Below are 17,216 nucleotides of genomic sequence, written 5' to 3'. Positions count from 1 at the left end.
TCCTTCACCCACTTTCAAATTATTCAAGTCCAGGTGCCTTCCACATATGAGTCGTTAAACCTCGATCAGCAAGCTGAAGTTGTTCTTGATAGACATTTCTCCATTTTTCATAGATTTCTAAGTATTGGACATGGTTTTCATTGTTAGGGAGATGGGTCCTCTCCCACTTTACAACTTGGTTAACTGCCTGCTCGATATTCTTATAAATTCCTGCGCCAATACCTGCAAATAGCGCTGTACCCAATGCTGCTGCTTCTTTCACTTCAGGGACTTTTACTGGTACTCCAAGAACATCTGCAAGAGTTTGACTCCAAAGCTTTCCTTTCGAGGCTCCGCCTGCAAAAATAACTTCTGTTGGATAATAACCTGTTTCTTCTTCAATAATCTTTAAGTTTCCTAGAGTAAGAAGCGCCGCATTTTCTTGAATGGATTTAAACATTTCTTTTTTACCCGTTTTCAGAGGATCTAAAGTGAGGTTAACAAACGATGGGGATGCATGGCGCCAAGAGCGATAATTCATCGTGTCTGAAAAGATTGGAATAATCCCATTTGCCCCGATTGGTACATTCCTTGCCTTTTCTTCTAAAATTTCATAGGGGTCCCGACCGGTCTCTTTTGCTTCGCTTTTTTCCAAATCACAAAATGCATCACGGAACCATCTCATGACAAGACCGGGGAAAAAAGCAATGGTTTCTAGCTGCCACAGTTCAGGCACGGCATGGCAGTTAACCCGGATACGGCCGCTTTTGTCAATCAAAGGCTTTTCCACATTGACTTCCTGCTGCCAAAATGATCCACCTGATACAACCGCTTGCCCCGCTTTTACCGCACCTACACCAACAGAAGCCATTTGAGCATCTCCGCCTCCACAGATAACCAGAGTTCCTGCATTCAACCCAGTATACGCTGCTGCCCCATCCGTCACGTGACCGATGACAGTCCCTGCTTCATTAACCGCCGGGAATAAATTATTTTTTAGTCCGCACATTTCTGCTGCAGCACTTTCCCAATTCCTTTTTTTAATATCAAAAATCCCTGTCGTACACCCATTTGAAGGATCGACCTGTAGTTTCCCTGACAATTTATAAAGAATCCAATCATTAATCATTGTCATGGAAGCGGCATTGTCATAAATCTCCGGTAAATGATTTTTTATCCACAAAAGCCTGGGTAGTGCCCCTAATGCAAACATTTGGCCTGATAATCGATAAATCTTGTATTCTAATTCAGGATCTAATGCCTTTAACGCCTTTACCTCATCCGAAGCTCGAGCATCTACATTTGCACAAGCCCAAATCTCCTTACCTGTTTTATCATAAAGGATAATTCCTTCCCTCATACTCGTAGCACTTATCGCTTTAATTTGTTTGGCGTCTACTCCTGTTTCCTCTATAACAGTCCTTACACACTGAACGACCAGCTTCCAGTTTGTTTCCCAATCAAAGTCCATAGATCCTGGATACTGTTCATTTGATAAATGGTTCCATTCTATTTGTGAAACCCCAACTTGATTACCTAATTGATCAAACAAAACAGCGCGAATACTGCCAGTACCAGCATCAAATGCCAGAATGTACGCCATGATATCTTTCACCTCCATACAGAGTAAGGAAATAGCTGCAGCTTCATCTGTCTATAACAGAAATATATCCGTAATTTTTAATAATCAGAACTTTTAGTATGGATTTCCGGCCAGGATACCACTAGAACCGTTACATGGTCTATAAAAATAGGAACCCCGAATAGGGATTCCTAAAATCGTCTGGGTCTACTTCAAACCCCCATTTTTATCAAAAGTGTACCATATCCAGAAATCTACGCGTACTGACTGAAATGGCTCAACAAAATCCTCCAATATTAAAACTAATCAATCGTTTGATTAAAAGTGCAGTAAAGCCTTAGCAAATAAGGATTTTATTTATTTAAGGGCAAATTTTTTGTCATTTAATCAAACGTTTATTTAAAAGTGGCTCCAGCACGTTCCACTACTGGGTTTTTCCTTTCAAAACGCAATGAAAGATGTCGAAAGCTGTATTTCCTATTCCACTCCACTTTCTAAAATCGTGAAGGTCTTCTTCTCACAATTAATTTCTGCCCTTGCCCCATATGGCAAAATAAATTTCGGTTCGGTATGGCCATAGTTCAGGTTATAAAGAATCGGCAAATCCTCCAAATGAAATTCCTTCATGACGTTTTGAATGACTTCTTTATATTCATCGTAATACTTCTCATCTTGCGGTTTGCCAAAAATGATGCCATTTGCTTTATGTAGAATTCCTTGTACCGCATAATTTCGCAGCCAATACTTAATTAAATGTGGCTCCGGCTTTTCTTCAGATGTTTCAAAGAAAAGAATACTATCGTTCCAATATTCCTGATCAGGCCAAAGTTCTGTTCCTTTCGCAAACTCCAGCACTTCCATACATCCGCCAATCAAACGTCCTTGTACGACACCTGAGCCTTGAAGTACCTCGTATCCGGTATTTTGCCGCATTGTCCGGCGGCGGTTCTTATTCTCTTCTATCCATTCTAACCGCTCACTCGTCCATTCATTGGCCAGTTGAATTTCGCCAATGATCTCATTTGAAAAAAGCGTTCGATTTACCATTTCAATCGTATATGGATCCATCTCAACATTTTCCGCAAAATCGGTTAAAATGGCTGGACCGTAAAAAGAAGAAATTCCTGCTTTAAGGCAAAATAAATGGGAAATGGTCACATCAGAGTAACCCATAAAAATTTTCGGGTTTTTACGCAGAACTTCAAAATCAATATATGGAAGTAGGCGAATACTATCTTCTCCGCCAATATTGGCAATGATTCCTTTAATATTTTCATCCTTAAACGCTGTCATCAAGTCTTCCGCACGAGCTTGTGGATTTTTATAGAGATAGTCACTCCCTTTTAAACTATTCGGCATTGGGATAACTTTCAATCCAAATACTTCTTCTAATCTCTTTACACCTTGTTCATATCGCCATCTGAGTAATGGATCACCGGCCCCTCCCCAGGACAGACTTACGGTTGCAACACAATCCCCCGGCTGCAATTTCTTTGGCTTTATTAACATTTTTACTCCCACCCTTGTATGATTCGATATCCCCACAGTTCCGCGGGAACGGTTCTCATGGTTCCTAAATCCATGAAGACAGGTTTCAGTTTGCCAGTCTGGGTTTTGTCCTCATGAACGCTCTATGAAGACAGGTTTCAGTTTGCCAGTCTGGGTTTTGTCCTCATGAATGCTCTATGAAGACAGGTTTCAGTTTGCCAGTCTTGATTTTGTCCTCATGAACGCTCTATGAAGACAGGTTTCAGTTTGCTAGTCTTGATTTTGTCCTCATGAACACTCTATGAAGACAGTTTTCAGCGCTCCTACCTAGGAATTGTCCTCATGAACGCTCTATGGGAACCGTCTCCCTGGTCAGCATCTCTGGTCTCTTATTTCTTTAAAAGCATCCTTAACCCCATAAAAGCTGCCCAAGTCTCCCCGTTGGAATCAAAATAAAATTGAATCGGCTTTTCTTTTTCAGTGATGACAAGGGTTGCTTCCCCACTTGCCCTCAGCGAAAATTCCTTATCATTAATCTTGGCTTTTACAGTATTATCCTCGATAATAATCCGGAGACAATCCCCTTCTTCACTTTGGTACTTTCCAACAAATTTCTTCAGTTGTTCTTCTGAAAGGTCAACGGACAATTCCGTATTACGCTTCTCCTCCAAAGGTATTCCTAGAGCATAATTTACAGCCTCCAGCCAGATGTCTTTTGCAGAAACATCCGATACATTGGTTAACACAGCTGCGATAAGGTTATGCTCTGGAATAAAACCAAAATTAGAGGAAACGCCTGGCTGTCCTCCGCTATGCTCTACCAATGTGAATCCGTGGTAATTAGGTGTCACTTCGAAGGCATACCCATAATAAGAACTTCGATTAATTGGATAGATTGGCTGCCACATTTTCTCCAATTGTTTCTTAGAAATAAAGATTTTATGATCTAGTACTCCTTGCTGAATATAAAGTTCGCCATATTTCACTAAATCAAGGACATTAGAACGAATCCCCCCACCTGCTTCATAGTTTCCTAGAATAGGCCAGGATTGCTTTTCAAACCTACCATCCTGTGAATAATAGACAAATGGAGTAGATACATCCTCGAATTTATGTAGTTCTTCAAGACTGAAGGTCGTGCGATTCATCCGTAATGGGTACAGCAGCTCTTCCGTTATAAATCTCCTAAATAACCGCCCGGTTACCCGCTCTATTATGGCACCTAGCAGCAAAAAACTATCATTACAATAACTAAGGTATTCACCCGGCTTGCCCAAAATAGGGTGAGGGTACTCAGCTAAATAGGCCAGGTGTTCTTGGAACCGATTCAGTTCTTCCCTTCTTCTTATCGGCGCTAGTCCAGTCGTATGGGTCAATAAATGATGAATTTTAATTGATTCCATCGAGTCTACGGAAGGGATAGAGAATTCAGGCAAGTATGCAATGACTGGGTCATCAACCGATAGTTTTCCTTCTTCCTCTAGCTTCATAATCCCTAAGGCAGTAAAAGATTTCGTTACAGAGGCTGTTCCAAAAATCGTATTCGGGGTAACACGCTCATTTGTCCCCAGATCTTTCATACCAAAGCCTTTTTGATAAATGACTTTTCCATTTTGGCTTACAGCAACGGCAGCTCCTAAAATATGTTCTTTTTCCATTCGTTCGTGGAGTTTTTCTTCAAAAAATGTCCAATCCATCTAGTTTGCACCTCTATTCATTAAAGTCTCTTTTGGTATAGATTTTTCCAAAGCTAATTTTAAAAAATCAATATATACGAGAACCTCTTCTGGCAAAAACACATCGTTTCGTTTCACCAAGCCCACTTGAATTAGATTGCCCCCTTCCAAGGGAATCGAGTTAATATTGGGGTTCATATAATTATTCACGATACAGCCTGTTCCCAGATTGTAGCTATCTGTATTTGACAGGAGATTATTCATGGCCCCTCGATCCTTGAGATAGACTAGTTTCCCGATATTGTCTACATTCAGGGCTTCTTCGGCAAAGTGCAGCAGCATGTCGTCCTGCTGATAGGTCAGATAAGGATAGTCCCTTAACTGCTCCAGGGTAATGCATTCGAGATATGCCAGGGGGTGCTCTTTTCGTAGAAAGACGTGCTGTTTCAATGTAGCAAGGGGAGTAAAGGTTAGTAATTTTGAGGTGAAATAACGCTCAAAAAAATGCTTGTTTAAATCGCTCAGAGATAAGATTCCAAGAATACTTCTGCTTGCATAGACGTCATCAATCACATCGGTTGTCTTACCCTCTCGAATCGCCAGCTCATATTTCCGCTCAGCAAAATAATCCATTAAATTTGCTACAGCCTCTATAGCGAAACCATAATGTTGAGACGAAATAGAAAACTTTGTTACGTTTATTGTTTTCTCTTTGTTAAAATGATGGACCACAGACTCCATCTGTTCTAATAGCTTTTTTGCGTAAAATAATAACTCAGTGCCTTCTTTTGTGAAGACGACGCCTTTATTCGTTCGATCGAGAATAGTAATCCCTAACTCTGTTTCGAGTTCACGGACCGCTTTGCTGATACTCGGCTGCGTTACGTAAAGTGCAGAAGCAGCTTTACTAATTGAATTATGCTTGGCAATCTCCACTATGTATCGAAATTGTTGGGGCGTCATGTCCTCACCTTCCCTTATATGAATATACTGGATGCTTTGCTATAACTTTATCCTATAGCAAGAGGTTAAAAAGTTCAATTTTACGTTTTGTATGGAACATTCTACAATAAATTGAGAAAAGGAAATTTATTATGAGAGGAAGAAAAACATGATAAGGGAAGCAACGCAAAAAGATTTAGTGGACATCTTAGATATCTATAATGATGCCATTCTTAATACTACAGCTGTATACTCCTATAAACCCCAAACCCTTGAAAGCAGACAAATTTGGTATGAACAAAAGATGGCTGAAGGTTATCCAATAATAGTATGCGAACAAGATCATAAAGTGGTTGGATTTGCGACATTCGGTCCTTTTAGAGCATGGCCCGCTTATAAATATTCCATTGAACATTCTATTTATGTAAATAAGGAATATAGAAAAAAAGGAATCGCGACTTCTTTAATGAAAGAATTAATCGCTATTGCCAATGAACGAGAGTATATGACCTTAATTGCTGGAATTGATGCAGCAAATGAAAAAAGCATTGCCATGCATAAAAACTTTGGCTTTGTTCATTCAGGTACAATAAAAAAGGCAGGTTTTAAATTCAATCGATGGCTTGACCTAGCATTTTATCAATTAGAACTTAACGGACCTAAAAGTCCTACGGAAGAATAAAAAAAGCCACAGGGACGGTGCTCGGTCTGCTCCATGAGAACCGTCCCTATAGTCTTTAAAGAACCGCTAACCCCTGCGATCCAAAATAAAGAATATTAGTCCAAGCAGCAACCTGCAATGGTACTAGAACGCCATCATCTTGGATCGTAAATGCGGAGACTGTTCCCTGGTTTCCGTTAAGGGTGTAAAAATGCCGTCCATCTTTACTCACTCCAATGTCCATTGGAAATCCGGCAGGTGTGCCAGCCGGTGTACTGGTAATGTGCCTTACCACCGTCAATGCTCCTCCCGGATCGATTCGATAAGTAGAGATGGTGCCGCTTAAGGTATTGGTGGTGTAAGCAAATCGTTCATCTCTCGTTGTCGCGACCCAGCAAGCCGTCACATATCCATTCGGTACCGAACCGCTGATCACATGAAGGGTCCCATCGCGGCTCAATAAATAGGATGACAGCGCATTTGATACGGCTTCCGTAACTAAAAGGATTCCAGAGGATAAAAAATAAGCACCCAGTGGTCCCATTCCATTAGAATTATTAACGATTGGTCTAGTAACCGTACCATTTTGATTTACATGGAAAATACTGAGACGGTTGGAAGTAAGCTCGGAAACAAGGATTTTACTGCCATCTGGAGTGAAGAGAACCTGCGCCGGCTGAGCATTAGGGGTGCTTAGTGAATGGGTGGATCCAGGAATAGGAGTGAGGCGTCCGTTAGCGTCTATATGAAAACCTGTGATATTGGATGCAAAATTATTAGTGGGATTCCCTACATTGGAAACATAGAGAAGATTACCAAACACAGCTACACTATTGGGCTGAGCGCCTCCTGATGGCTTCACATCAATGAGAACAGGTGCCCCGCTTTCAGGTATGATGAAACTGCTGATACTATGGCTGCCAGCGTTAACGGCAAGCAGGAAACGTCCATCACGGGACAAAGTTAAGGAGCCTTGTGACGCAAGGGGATCGACACCATCGTTTGCTGTTGCAGTGGAGACCTCCTTTGTACCTGTGCCCCTTCCATAAGTTGGGTAGGAGCCCATAAAGGTGAGCATTCCATTCATGTCCCGACGAAAGGCAATGATTTGATTCATTACTTCATTATTGGTCATCATGTAAACCATACTCGCCCTAGCACGAAAATAGTTATTCATCATATGCATTCCATGACTCTCCTCCCTTCATAATTTTATATGGCGCTTAAGTCATTTCAATTCCCTAAATTCAAAAGGGACGGTTCTGCTGGCAATAACAGCCTAAGAACCGTCCCCATATTCTTTAATTATTCCACTCCACTTTCTAAATTCTTGAAAGTCTCCTTATCACAATTAATTTCTGCCTTGGATCCATATGGCAGTATAAATTTCGGTTCAATAATGAATTATCCCTCGCCTCTACATTTCTAAAAGAAACAGGCGTGTCTACTATTAGAGACACGCCTGTTTCGCCGAAAACTTCTTTTCATTATTTTTTGGACGGTTTTATCAGCAAACCTTAATATGGATATTGATAGTGGTGATGGTGGTGATATGGGTAGTAGTGATGGTGGTGATATGGATAATAGTGGTGGTGGTGATACGGGTAGTAGTGATGGTACTGCGGATAGCCCAAACTAAGCCCTGGAGCTCCAAATCCAACTCCTGGTGCAAAACCAAACCCTAAGCCTGGTCCACCTACACCAATCCTTGGGGCATAATTATTTGAAATCATCACATTCATCCTCCTCATTTAATTGTACAGTAGAGTTTATGTGTTTTTGGGTAAATGTTCTTGGGTATTTGTCTTGTATTCTAAGTATTATTTATATCAGCATATGTCAGATCAATAATTATAATTTAGGTCAAATACCCAAGACCTTTCTTCTGGGATTATTATCACTCAATAAAAAGCTTGCTAATAGCAGTGCCTTTTATTGACTAACCTGCCATTGATTGGCTTTTACCAATAGATATCATCCATTGGGGGAATTGGCCGGTTTTCTATTTCTTGTACTACCTGAGTGATATCTTCTGATCCGTTAACAATCACCTTTTTAATGACCATTTTGCGACATCCGCTTTCCCTTTTTTTGTCTTGTATGAATTGATAGGCTACCTTTGGAATTTCGCTTTTATTTCTTGCAAAAAAATATCCACCTGTAGAAACACCTGAGCCTTCGATAATTAAACTAACATCCATTAGGAACTCCATAATATCACCTCTCCCTTATTATAGAACATACGTTTGCGTTCTAACACAGAAAAATTGCCCTCAAGACTGTTCGAAACAATCCTTGAGGGCGTCCAATAATAATATATAAGGGGGTCTTGAAAAAGCATGTCTTAAAGATAGCTCATTATTCTTAAGATATTCTTAACAAACTGCAGTAGTGGAAAGTTTTCTTTATTAAATATTCCCGCACATGGCTCCTCCAAGATATCAGATAAAACGACAATATTCCCCAGGGAATGATTAGATTCTTACCAACCTACTTGATTCTACAATTTATCTTCTTTTCCTACACTACACAAACGTTTGATTAAAGAATACTTAAAGCCTGTCTCCTATGGGTTTCTTCCATGTAAAACGGTGAAAAGATTGTCGGTTTCTCCATCACATTTCTTTGTCGAGGGTGTATCGCTGCCCGATATACGGTTACCTTAAATTGTTCTGCCCTTTAGATAGTTCCCAATAAAATTCCGCAAAAAACTAAGGTTTTGGAATGGGAATTTCTAACGTATCCACTTTTGAACCATCTTTCGCCGAAAACACAAATAATTCCAATTTGATATCATTCGTAGTTACTAACTTCTTTGCAAAGGTTATTTCAAATTCTCCCCAGGCAGGTGCACCCTCTGTTTGGTACTTATTTTCGAGCAGCACTTTTTCTCCGTCATAAAGAGCATATTGAAACACGCCTTCAAAGACTTGAGCCTTCCCTGTTACAATGATGTTATCTCCTGATTCAGCTACGGCTACATCTTTAAACACTTTGTTTGCATAAACCTTATCCTCTGGTGCATGTGATTTAGGATCATTTTGATTTGTCTTTTCATTTTGATTTGTCTTTTCATTTTGATTTGTCTTTTCGTCCTGATGTTGGTTACACGCAGTTAACCCAATAATGGCTGTTAATATAGCAAACAGATACGCGATTTTTTTCACTATTTGCCCCCCCTTTATTAAATTTTATTCACATTATCATAGGTGTATAATAATGTTTTACTCTCCACAAAAAAACACACGATATTTTCCTATATGAAATGCCGTGTGTTTCTCCGTGTGATAGTAATGATTATACCCTTCAATAAACCCGTTAGTATTTTTCCTCCATATTCATTTGCAATTTACTATAATAGATAAATAATTCGTTCAAGATGAATTCAGCGTTATATCGCTTTGGGTCTTTTACGTGTAAATCAAATAGTTTCTTGGTAACGGTCCCTAATGATAATTGTTTCAATTTCTTTTCGCTTAGTGGATAGGATTGATCATTTTTCATTGGTCGTTTCCTCCTAATTGTTATATTCCCCCCCAAGGTCCAAAGTCATTAAGTTATTTTCTATTTGTTCATCAGACAATAGAAAACGCTTACATATTTAGAATTTAATAGAATAGAGAAAAAAAAAGTTTCATATAAGATTGAGGATAAAGGATTTCCTTTCGCTTCATGCACAATCAATTACTTTGTAATTTTTATGTGAAATAACGGTTCTATTTCCTGCAAACTCCAATTCCGTCTTATTTTCGATTATATTTACAATGACTGAATTTTCATTGACCTTCTCAACGACCCCAATGATTCCATTTTTAAAAAAGATTTGATCCCCTATTTCTGCGATCTTCTTTGCCTTGAATTTCATACTATTCCCTCCAGTTTAAACTTTATCATTCATTTCAAAGCCTGTTGTTAGTTGATTTTTTTATGACCCTCGTATAGAGAATCTCCATTAAAGTAGGTCCTATAATTATAGAATAAAAAATATAAAATTAGAATATGTAAAATGTATTGTTTATTATGAAAAATCCAAATTTTGAGGAGAGAATACCTATGAAATGCCATAGGGACGGTTCTAAAAGTTTTTGACGAGGAGTGTGTCAGCCACAAGAACCGTCCCTTTGATTTTAAAAATTAGGTATGCGAAACAATAATCTCGCATTCTCCATCTATTTCAAACTCCCCGAAGCCAACAGGAATAATAAAATGGGTTCCCTTCCCTAATTCATATTTTTCACCATTACGGACGAGTGATCCCTGGCCCTTAATCACACTGAAAAGCAAGTATTGCTCATCAAATGAAAAGGAAACTTTCCCGTGGATATCCCATTTATAAACAGAGAAAAACTCCGATTCCACAAAAGTCGTAACCTTGGCATTTTCGACTTCCTCCACTCGCGGCGAGCTCATTGCATCTTGATGAGGCACTGTCGTTACCTCAATCGCCTTTTCCAAATGCAAATCGCGCAGGTTCCCTTCCGCATCCTTACGATCAAAATCATAAACCCGATAGGTAGTATCAGAACTCTGCTGTGTTTCCAACACCAGCGTTCCTTCACACAAAGCATGGATTGTACCACTTGGGACATAGAAAAAGTCACCCGGCTTGATTTTAACGCGGCGCAACAGGTCGTTCCATTTCCCCTCATTAATCTGCTGGATTAGTTCTTCCTTTGATTGGGCGTTATGCCCAAAGATCATATCTGCCTCTTCTTTGCAGTCGATGATATACCAGCATTCTGTCTTTCCAAGTTCACCGTTTTCATTTACCTTGGCATAGGCATCATCGGGATGAACCTGCACGGATAAATCCATATTGGCATCCAAGATCTTAGTAAGAAGCGGAAAAACCTCTTTCTTTGGACTTCCAAATATCTCAGGATGCTCACTCCATAGATTGTCCAAGGTCATGCCGGCATATGGTCCGTTTTCGATAACCGAAGGGCCGTTTGGATGAGCGGAAATAGCCCAGCATTCTCCTGTTAGTTCTGATGAAATTTCATATCCAAATTCCTTTTGTAATGCCGTTCCGCCCCAAATTCTCTCTTTAAAAACAGGTTTTAATAATAATGGCTCCAAAATAGCTTCCTCCTAATGATGTAAATTAGACACCACGGGGACGGTTCTCCCGGCTCCGAAAAGCCGCAAGAACCGTCCCCATGGCTCACCCACTCATGGTCACCCATGGTCAAGCATTTTGTATTGGGCTTTCACTAGTTCATAATAGATTCCTTGTTTAGCCATGAGAGTTTCATGGTTTCCCTGCTCCAGGATATTTCCGTGATCAAGCACCAAGATGTTGTCGGCTTCCCGGATTGTTGATAACCTGTGGGCAATCATAATCGCTGTTCTTCCTTTTAATAACGTCCTTAATGCCTTTTGAATCTTGACCTCTGATTCCGTGTCAATACTTGCGGTGGCTTCATCCAAAATGAGAATTTTCGGCCCAGCGAGAAGGGCCCTAGCGAAAGAAAGGAGCTGGCGCTCACCCACCGACAAGATATTGCCACGCTCTTCCACCTCCGTTTGATAGCCATTCGCAAGCTGGTTAATAAACGAATCGGCTCCTACTACCTTCGCGGCAGCGATCACTTCCTCGTCACTGGCTTTCGGATTTCCAAAACGAATATTTTCCATAATCGTTCCTGAAAAGATAAACGTGTCCTGCAGGACCACGCCTATTTGCGAACGGAGGCCCGCAATCGACAATTCGTGAATGGGATGGCCATCGATTTTGACAACACCTGAGGTAGCATCATAGAAGCGGCTGACCAAGTTGGCAATGGTCGTCTTCCCGGAGCCCGTATGGCCAACAAGCGCAACCGTCTCTCCCGCTTTTATCGAAAAAGAAATACCGTTTAACGCCTTCCTTGATGTATCATAGGAAAATTCCACATTTTCAAAATCAATCTGCCCTTTAATAGAAGAGAGAATCATAGGTTTGGAAGCCTCTGACACAACCGGCCTTTCATCTAAAAACTCAAAGATCCGCTCCGAGGATGCCATCCCAATCAGCAGCTGATTATAGAGCTGGCCCAGACGTGAAATCGGCTCCCAGAACATCCCTAAATAAAAGGCAAAGGAGACAAATTCCCCGATTGTACTTTCACCTCCCGAAACAAGAAAAGCCCCGCACCAGATGAGAATGGCCGTCCCGAAAGCGTTGGTGATCTCGACAAACGGTCCAAACATGGCATTTTTATGGACTGCTTGTTTCCAAGTTTCAAAGTTTTCCTGGTTGACTCCCTTAAAAAATTGAATGTTTTCTTTTTCTTGAGTAAAGGCCTGCGTGACGCGGATGCCTTGAATGCTTTCATTTAAATGGGAATTGAGCTTCGACTGGACGAGTCGAACTGATTGCCACTGCAGCCGGATTTTTTTTCGCAGGCTGGTGGAGATGAAAAACATGATTGGCAAAATCACCATAATCGCAATCGTTAATTTTACATTCAAAGAAAATAGGATAATAATGACCGACAGCAATAGGAGAAAATCGGTTAATAGATTAATAACACCACTTGTAAACAACTCCTGCAGGGAATTAATATCATTCATAATCCGCACAAGAATCGACCCGGCCGAACGCTGGTCGAAGAACCTGTGTGATAAGGACTGTACATGTGTAAACAAATGCTGCCGCAAATCATAAATGACATTTTGCCCCAGCTTATTCATCCAGCGGATTCTTAGCAAATTGATAAAATAGGATAAAACATACAACCCTGAAATGATGAAAATCAGCTGGAGCAATAAGGTTGTATCTTTTTCAACAATCGCCTTGTCTAGGGTATAGACACCAATTAAAATCGGGATGATTAACCGGATGGCTGTCGAAATGATCACAGTCAAAAACGAAAGGGGCAATAAATTTTTTGTATAGGGCTTTAAGTATTTCAGCAAGCGCCACATCTGTTGCCAGTTAAACGATTTATCAATCACTTGATCCTGAGAGTAATGAAACCGCTCGAGGATGAGTTGTTTCCTTCGTTTTTCTTCCATGTTTCACTTATCCTCCCGCCTTTTGCATAATCACTGCCTGATCCTGATATTGGATGTTGTAGATTCGCCGGTACGCTCCATCATGGGAGAGCAGCTGTTCGTGTGTGCCACGTTCGATGATTCTTCCCTGATCCAGCACTAAAATTTCATCGGCATGCTTAAGCGATGAAATACGATGGGCAATAATAAACGTCGTTCTCCCCTTCATGACCTCTCGGAGGGCCTTTTGAATATGAAATTCGGTTTCCATATCGACTGCACTTGTGGAATCATCTAAAATGAGAATCGCCGGATTCATGCAGATGGCTCGTGCAATCGCAATCCGTTGTTTTTGCCCCCCGGAGAGCCCCATTCCCCGTTCTCCCAGCTTCGTGTCGTATCCATCAGGCAGCTCCATAATAAAATCATGAGCCTGTGCCCGTTTGGCCGCATCGATAATTTCCTCCATCGCCGCATCTGGCTTTCCGTAAGCGATATTTGCCTTGATGGTGGATGAAAACAGAAAGGTTTCCTGTAAGACAACGCCAATTTGCGAACGCAGCATTTTCAACCCATATTCCTGAATAGGACGATTATCAATCACAATCCTTCCTGCCGTCGGTTCATAAAAACGGGACAGAAGCTGAATTATGCTGGTTTTTCCAGAACCTGTTGCGCCAATAATCCCGATAGTTGTTCCTGGAGGCGCAGAAAAAGTGATTTCCTTGAGTGCGGCCGCCTCTTCCGTTTGATAGTGGAACGTGACCTGATCGAAGTTCACCTTCCCTTCCATTCGGCCGGTATTCCTAATGTCATCGCCATCCATAATCGTTTCATCTGCTTCCAGTACTTCAAGAAGCCTCTCCCCGGAAGCTTTTGCCTGTGAGAACATATTGATGGTGAATCCCAGGTTCATGATCGGCCAAATAATATACCAAACCAAACTGTAGAAGGCGACAAGCTCCCCTGGCTTTAAGGCTCCACTGATCACTTGAAATCCGCCATAGGCCAGTAAGGCGACAACGGAAATATTACCGATCAGCTCCATCAGCGGAAAATATTTCGACCATACCCCTGCCGTAGCCAGCTGCTTGGTCCTGTACTCCTGATTGGAGGAGTTAAAGCGCTTCGTTTCCTCCTTCTCTTTTGACAGGGCTTTAACCGTATGGATCCCGTTAATATTTTCCTGCACCATGGTATTTAAGCGCCCGAACGATTCACGAATCCCGCGGAACGCCGGATGGACGGCTCTATCGAACCTATAAACCACCACACTTAAAAAAGGCAGTGACATCATCGTGACCAGAGTCAGAGAAACGGAATAATAGAACATCACACAAAGGCTGGTACCCACGACTATGACAAAGCGAAGGACCTCGCTAAAGCCGAAGGATACAAAAAAACGAAAACCTTCCACATCCGCGGTCAAACGCGACATCAGATCCCCTGTCTTTGCGTTATCGTAATAACTGAATGATAGCCGCTGCAGCTTTTCATATAGGGCATTTCGGAGCAAATACACGGATTTAATGCCGAACATATCCGCCAAATAATGCTGGATGAAAGTAGAGAAGGCTTTTATCCCCATAACCACGATAAACCCCAAGGCAATCCACGGGACCCAGTCATACTGCCGCCCAAGCACGACGTCATCAATGGTTACCTGCAAAATGACAGGATAGATGACGGTAATTGCTGCAACAATCAGCATAAAGAGCAGTGACCAGATAAAATCCTTTTTAAAAGGAAGATAAAACGACTTTAACTTTTTAAAAACGAACATTTTTTCCTCCTTATGCAACCTATAAATTTACATACCTTACATTTATATAGATTTAAGTTAGAAATATTTCGAAAATCGTTAAATTGAGTTGTCTAATTTTTTGATAAACTTCACCTCTTTTAATGCCATAAACCGGCCCCATGTAAGCCTTTCCATTATTTTAGCAGTGCGATCCCCTCCATCCTATTGGCAAAAACATAGGTTTATTGGCTAAACTAAAGTCTTTTGCCCACAAAAAAACGTACCACCCTTCAAGGTGGCACGTTTCTTCTATTAGTATTGTTTATTGTATTGTTTATTGCTCTCAGTCAATGCCTGATCGGCCAGCAAAAGCGCCCCTGTAATCCCGGAATCGTTGCCTAAACCAGGGCTTACAATATATTCTGACAGCTCCGGCAATGAAACATAATCACGCAGAAACTCCTCCAACTGCTGATTGATAGAAGGGAATACCTGTTTCTGGTTCATCACGCCGCCGCCCAGGATAATCTTTTTCGGTGAAAGAATCAAAATATATTGCATCAGGGCCTGGGCGATATAGTAGCCTTCTAATTCCCATACTTCATTCCTGTCCACTAACTCAATACCCTTTTGTCCCCAGCGCCCTTCAATGGCGGGACCGGCCGCCAATCCTTCCAGACAGTCACCGTGGTACGGGCACCGCCCCTGATAGGGATCCTCGGGATGACGCCTAACCAAAATATGCCCCATTTCCGGATGAGAATGCCCTTGAAGCATATGCCCCTGAACGAGCGCTCCTGCTCCAATTCCTGTTCCAACCGTTATATACAAGCAGCTATCCAGCCCTTTGGCTGCACCAAAAGTTGCCTCGCCTAACGCAGCGGCATTCACATCCGTATTAAATCCGATGGGAACCCCAAATTCATCCTCAAACCCTTGCACAAAGGGATAATCCTCCCATCCTGGTTTTGGTGTAGACGTGATGTGCCCGTATGTGGGACTTTCCCGGTTAACATCAATCGGACCAAACGATCCAATCCCGATGGCTTCGATTGGATATTTTTTAAAAAATTCAATAACCTTTGGAATGGTTTCATTCGGGGTAATGGTAGGGATTTGAAACCGGTCCACAATCGTTCCTTTTTCGTCTCCAACGGCACAAACAAATTTTGTTCCGCCCGCTTCAATCGCACCAAGCATTCGCGACTCCTCCTAATCTATTATTCTTCAAACCGGCCTTCGAGCTTCAGGAAATGAAACAATGCCCCGATTAAGTTGGCATCATTACCAAATTGACACGCTTCGACTTCAATATCTAACGTAGAAATGTCATCCCTTAACCTCTTCAATTCACGATTGATCCCGTCAATCACTTCTGGCCGCTTGCTAATTCCGCCGCCAATGAGGATTTTATGTGGGTCCAAGGCATATTTTAAATTATAAATTCCGATGGCGAGCCGTTTATAAAATTCTGCAACACACTCTTTGGCAATCGTGTCGCCTTCATCGGCAAGAAGAAATACTTGTTCACCGTTCAACGTTCCTTTTGCCAGTGACTTTCTCCTGGCAACCTCCTCTACTAACGCATAGGTCGAAGCAGTCTTGCTCCAGGTTTGATCAAGCGGATTTTTAGACTGTGCCCCCATGATCATGTAACCGAACTCCCCGCCGTGAAGAGAAGCCCCTCGTAAGATCGATTGGTTCATGACGATACTGCCGCCAATTCCGGTACCTATGACAATACAAATATAGTATTCCGTGCCTTTTGCTGCACCTAACCATCCTTCCGCCAAAGCAGCGCAATTGGCATCATTTTCAATCGATACGAAAAGACCCGTTCGTTCTCTTATGAGGTCAGTCATATGAACTCCATGTATATACGGAATCGCACTGGCACCGCCAATAAACCCTGTTTTGACATCTACAGCACCGGGTGAGCTTAAAGCAATTCCTTGCAGTTGAAATAAATTCGAATACTCTTTTGTAACCTGACTAAGTTTCTGCAAGAAACTGTCTAATCCTTCACAAGGAGTTGGAAACTTCCCACTTTCTAATATCTTTCCTTCTTGATCCATAACAGCATATTTTATATAGGTGCCGCCCATATCGAATACCATGTATGCTTTCATCCGACTCACCTTTTTTAATCATTTTCGTCCTCTGCCC

General features: G+C 41.5%; 16 protein-coding genes. 1 reads left to right on the top strand and 15 read right to left on the bottom strand.

The window, feature by feature from the left end:
- Positions 1 to 19: 19 nt before the first annotated feature.
- The 4 genes from lsrK to LC455_RS16870 all read right to left on the bottom strand — a co-directional run bounded on the left by lsrK (position 20) and on the right by LC455_RS16870 (position 5,688).
- On the bottom strand, positions 20 to 1,582 hold the full coding sequence (lsrK, locus tag LC455_RS16885) for an autoinducer-2 kinase (protein WP_223592495.1): 1,563 nt from the start codon (positions 1,580 to 1,582) through the stop codon (positions 20 to 22).
- Between the two features lie 456 nt (positions 1,583 to 2,038).
- On the bottom strand, positions 2,039 to 3,070 hold the full coding sequence (locus tag LC455_RS16880; RefSeq protein WP_223592494.1) for a S66 family peptidase: 1,032 nt from the start codon (positions 3,068 to 3,070) through the stop codon (positions 2,039 to 2,041).
- Between the two features lie 368 nt (positions 3,071 to 3,438).
- A complete protein-coding gene (locus LC455_RS16875) occupies positions 3,439 to 4,746 on the bottom strand; it encodes a serine hydrolase domain-containing protein (protein WP_223592493.1) in 1,308 nt (435 codons plus the stop codon).
- Positions 4,747 to 5,688, bottom strand: a complete 942-nt coding sequence (locus LC455_RS16870; protein WP_223592492.1) for a LysR family transcriptional regulator — start codon at positions 5,686 to 5,688, stop codon at positions 4,747 to 4,749. It abuts the gene before it with no gap.
- Positions 5,689 to 5,836: 148 nt separating this feature from the next.
- On the opposite strand from LC455_RS16870, the gene LC455_RS16865 reads away from it, so the two are divergent.
- Complete coding sequence (locus tag LC455_RS16865) at positions 5,837 to 6,349, top strand: GNAT family N-acetyltransferase (RefSeq protein ID WP_223592491.1); 513 nt, start codon at positions 5,837 to 5,839, stop codon at positions 6,347 to 6,349.
- A gap of 55 nt (positions 6,350 to 6,404) precedes the next feature.
- Here the strand turns inward: LC455_RS16865 and LC455_RS16860 are convergent, their stop codons facing one another.
- The 11 genes from LC455_RS16860 to LC455_RS16810 form a co-directional block, all read right to left on the bottom strand.
- The gene (locus LC455_RS16860; protein ID WP_223592490.1) at positions 6,405 to 7,514 is read right to left on the bottom strand and encodes a lactonase family protein; all 1,110 of its coding nucleotides are present in this window, start codon (positions 7,512 to 7,514) and stop codon (positions 6,405 to 6,407) included.
- Positions 7,515 to 7,845: 331 nt separating this feature from the next.
- On the bottom strand, positions 7,846 to 8,061 hold the full coding sequence (locus LC455_RS16855) for a hypothetical protein (protein WP_223592489.1): 216 nt from the start codon (positions 8,059 to 8,061) through the stop codon (positions 7,846 to 7,848).
- A 228-nt stretch (positions 8,062 to 8,289) separates the two neighbouring features.
- Positions 8,290 to 8,541 carry a hypothetical protein gene (locus LC455_RS16850; protein WP_223592488.1) on the bottom strand — a complete coding sequence of 84 codons (252 nt, stop codon included), beginning with the start codon at positions 8,539 to 8,541 and terminating at the stop codon, positions 8,290 to 8,292.
- 498 nt (positions 8,542 to 9,039) lie between these two features.
- Positions 9,040 to 9,495: a Gmad2 immunoglobulin-like domain-containing protein gene (locus LC455_RS16845; protein WP_223592487.1), complete on the bottom strand. Its 456-nt coding sequence runs from the start codon at positions 9,493 to 9,495 to the stop codon at positions 9,040 to 9,042.
- Between the two features lie 151 nt (positions 9,496 to 9,646).
- A complete protein-coding gene (locus tag LC455_RS16840) occupies positions 9,647 to 9,832 on the bottom strand; it encodes a hypothetical protein (protein ID WP_223592486.1) in 186 nt (61 codons plus the stop codon).
- A gap of 166 nt (positions 9,833 to 9,998) precedes the next feature.
- Positions 9,999 to 10,193 (bottom strand): DUF2187 family protein, encoded by a 195-nt coding sequence (locus LC455_RS16835; protein WP_223592485.1) that lies wholly within the window; start codon positions 10,191 to 10,193, stop codon positions 9,999 to 10,001.
- A gap of 269 nt (positions 10,194 to 10,462) precedes the next feature.
- A complete protein-coding gene (manA, locus tag LC455_RS16830) occupies positions 10,463 to 11,410 on the bottom strand; it encodes a mannose-6-phosphate isomerase, class I (RefSeq protein ID WP_223592742.1) in 948 nt (315 codons plus the stop codon).
- 96 nt (positions 11,411 to 11,506) lie between these two features.
- Positions 11,507 to 13,327: an ABC transporter ATP-binding protein gene (locus tag LC455_RS16825; protein WP_223592484.1), complete on the bottom strand. Its 1,821-nt coding sequence runs from the start codon at positions 13,325 to 13,327 to the stop codon at positions 11,507 to 11,509.
- Positions 13,328 to 13,334: 7 nt separating this feature from the next.
- Positions 13,335 to 15,089, bottom strand: a complete 1,755-nt coding sequence (locus LC455_RS16820) for an ABC transporter ATP-binding protein (protein ID WP_223592483.1) — start codon at positions 15,087 to 15,089, stop codon at positions 13,335 to 13,337.
- Positions 15,090 to 15,362: 273 nt separating this feature from the next.
- Positions 15,363 to 16,250, bottom strand: a complete 888-nt coding sequence (locus LC455_RS16815) for an ROK family protein (RefSeq protein ID WP_223592482.1) — start codon at positions 16,248 to 16,250, stop codon at positions 15,363 to 15,365.
- A 20-nt stretch (positions 16,251 to 16,270) separates the two neighbouring features.
- Positions 16,271 to 17,179: an ROK family protein gene (locus LC455_RS16810; RefSeq protein ID WP_223592481.1), complete on the bottom strand. Its 909-nt coding sequence runs from the start codon at positions 17,177 to 17,179 to the stop codon at positions 16,271 to 16,273.
- Positions 17,180 to 17,216: the final 37 nt, after the last annotated feature.

The organism is Neobacillus bataviensis (assembly GCF_019969725.1).
The sequence above is the reverse complement of the archived record's forward strand: the minus strand, read 5'-3'. Positions and strand labels throughout refer to the sequence as shown.

What these genes read in the sequence shown, in the direction of transcription:
- LC455_RS16835 (WP_223592485.1), bottom strand. Translation starts at nt 10,193, where the DNA reads ATGAAATTCAAGGCAAAGAAGATCGCAGAAATAGGGGATCAAATCTTT.
- LC455_RS16880 (WP_223592494.1), bottom strand. Translation starts at nt 3,070, where the DNA reads ATGTTAATAAAGCCAAAGAAATTGCAGCCGGGGGATTGTGTTGCAACC.
- LC455_RS16840 (WP_223592486.1), bottom strand. Translation starts at nt 9,832, where the DNA reads ATGAAAAATGATCAATCCTATCCACTAAGCGAAAAGAAATTGAAACAA.
- LC455_RS16815 (WP_223592482.1), bottom strand. Translation starts at nt 16,250, where the DNA reads ATGCTTGGTGCGATTGAAGCGGGCGGAACAAAATTTGTTTGTGCCGTT.
- LC455_RS16820 (WP_223592483.1), bottom strand. Translation starts at nt 15,089, where the DNA reads ATGTTCGTTTTTAAAAAGTTAAAGTCGTTTTATCTTCCTTTTAAAAAG.
- LC455_RS16865 (WP_223592491.1), top strand. Translation starts at nt 5,837, where the DNA reads ATGATAAGGGAAGCAACGCAAAAAGATTTAGTGGACATCTTAGATATC.
- LC455_RS16850 (WP_223592488.1), bottom strand. Translation starts at nt 8,541, where the DNA reads ATGGAGTTCCTAATGGATGTTAGTTTAATTATCGAAGGCTCAGGTGTT.
- LC455_RS16870 (WP_223592492.1), bottom strand. Translation starts at nt 5,688, where the DNA reads ATGACGCCCCAACAATTTCGATACATAGTGGAGATTGCCAAGCATAAT.
- LC455_RS16875 (WP_223592493.1), bottom strand. Translation starts at nt 4,746, where the DNA reads ATGGATTGGACATTTTTTGAAGAAAAACTCCACGAACGAATGGAAAAA.
- LC455_RS16860 (WP_223592490.1), bottom strand. Translation starts at nt 7,514, where the DNA reads ATGCATATGATGAATAACTATTTTCGTGCTAGGGCGAGTATGGTTTAC.
- LC455_RS16810 (WP_223592481.1), bottom strand. Translation starts at nt 17,179, where the DNA reads ATGAAAGCATACATGGTATTCGATATGGGCGGCACCTATATAAAATAT.
- LC455_RS16825 (WP_223592484.1), bottom strand. Translation starts at nt 13,327, where the DNA reads ATGGAAGAAAAACGAAGGAAACAACTCATCCTCGAGCGGTTTCATTAC.
- lsrK (WP_223592495.1), bottom strand. Translation starts at nt 1,582, where the DNA reads ATGGCGTACATTCTGGCATTTGATGCTGGTACTGGCAGTATTCGCGCT.
- LC455_RS16855 (WP_223592489.1), bottom strand. Translation starts at nt 8,061, where the DNA reads ATGATTTCAAATAATTATGCCCCAAGGATTGGTGTAGGTGGACCAGGC.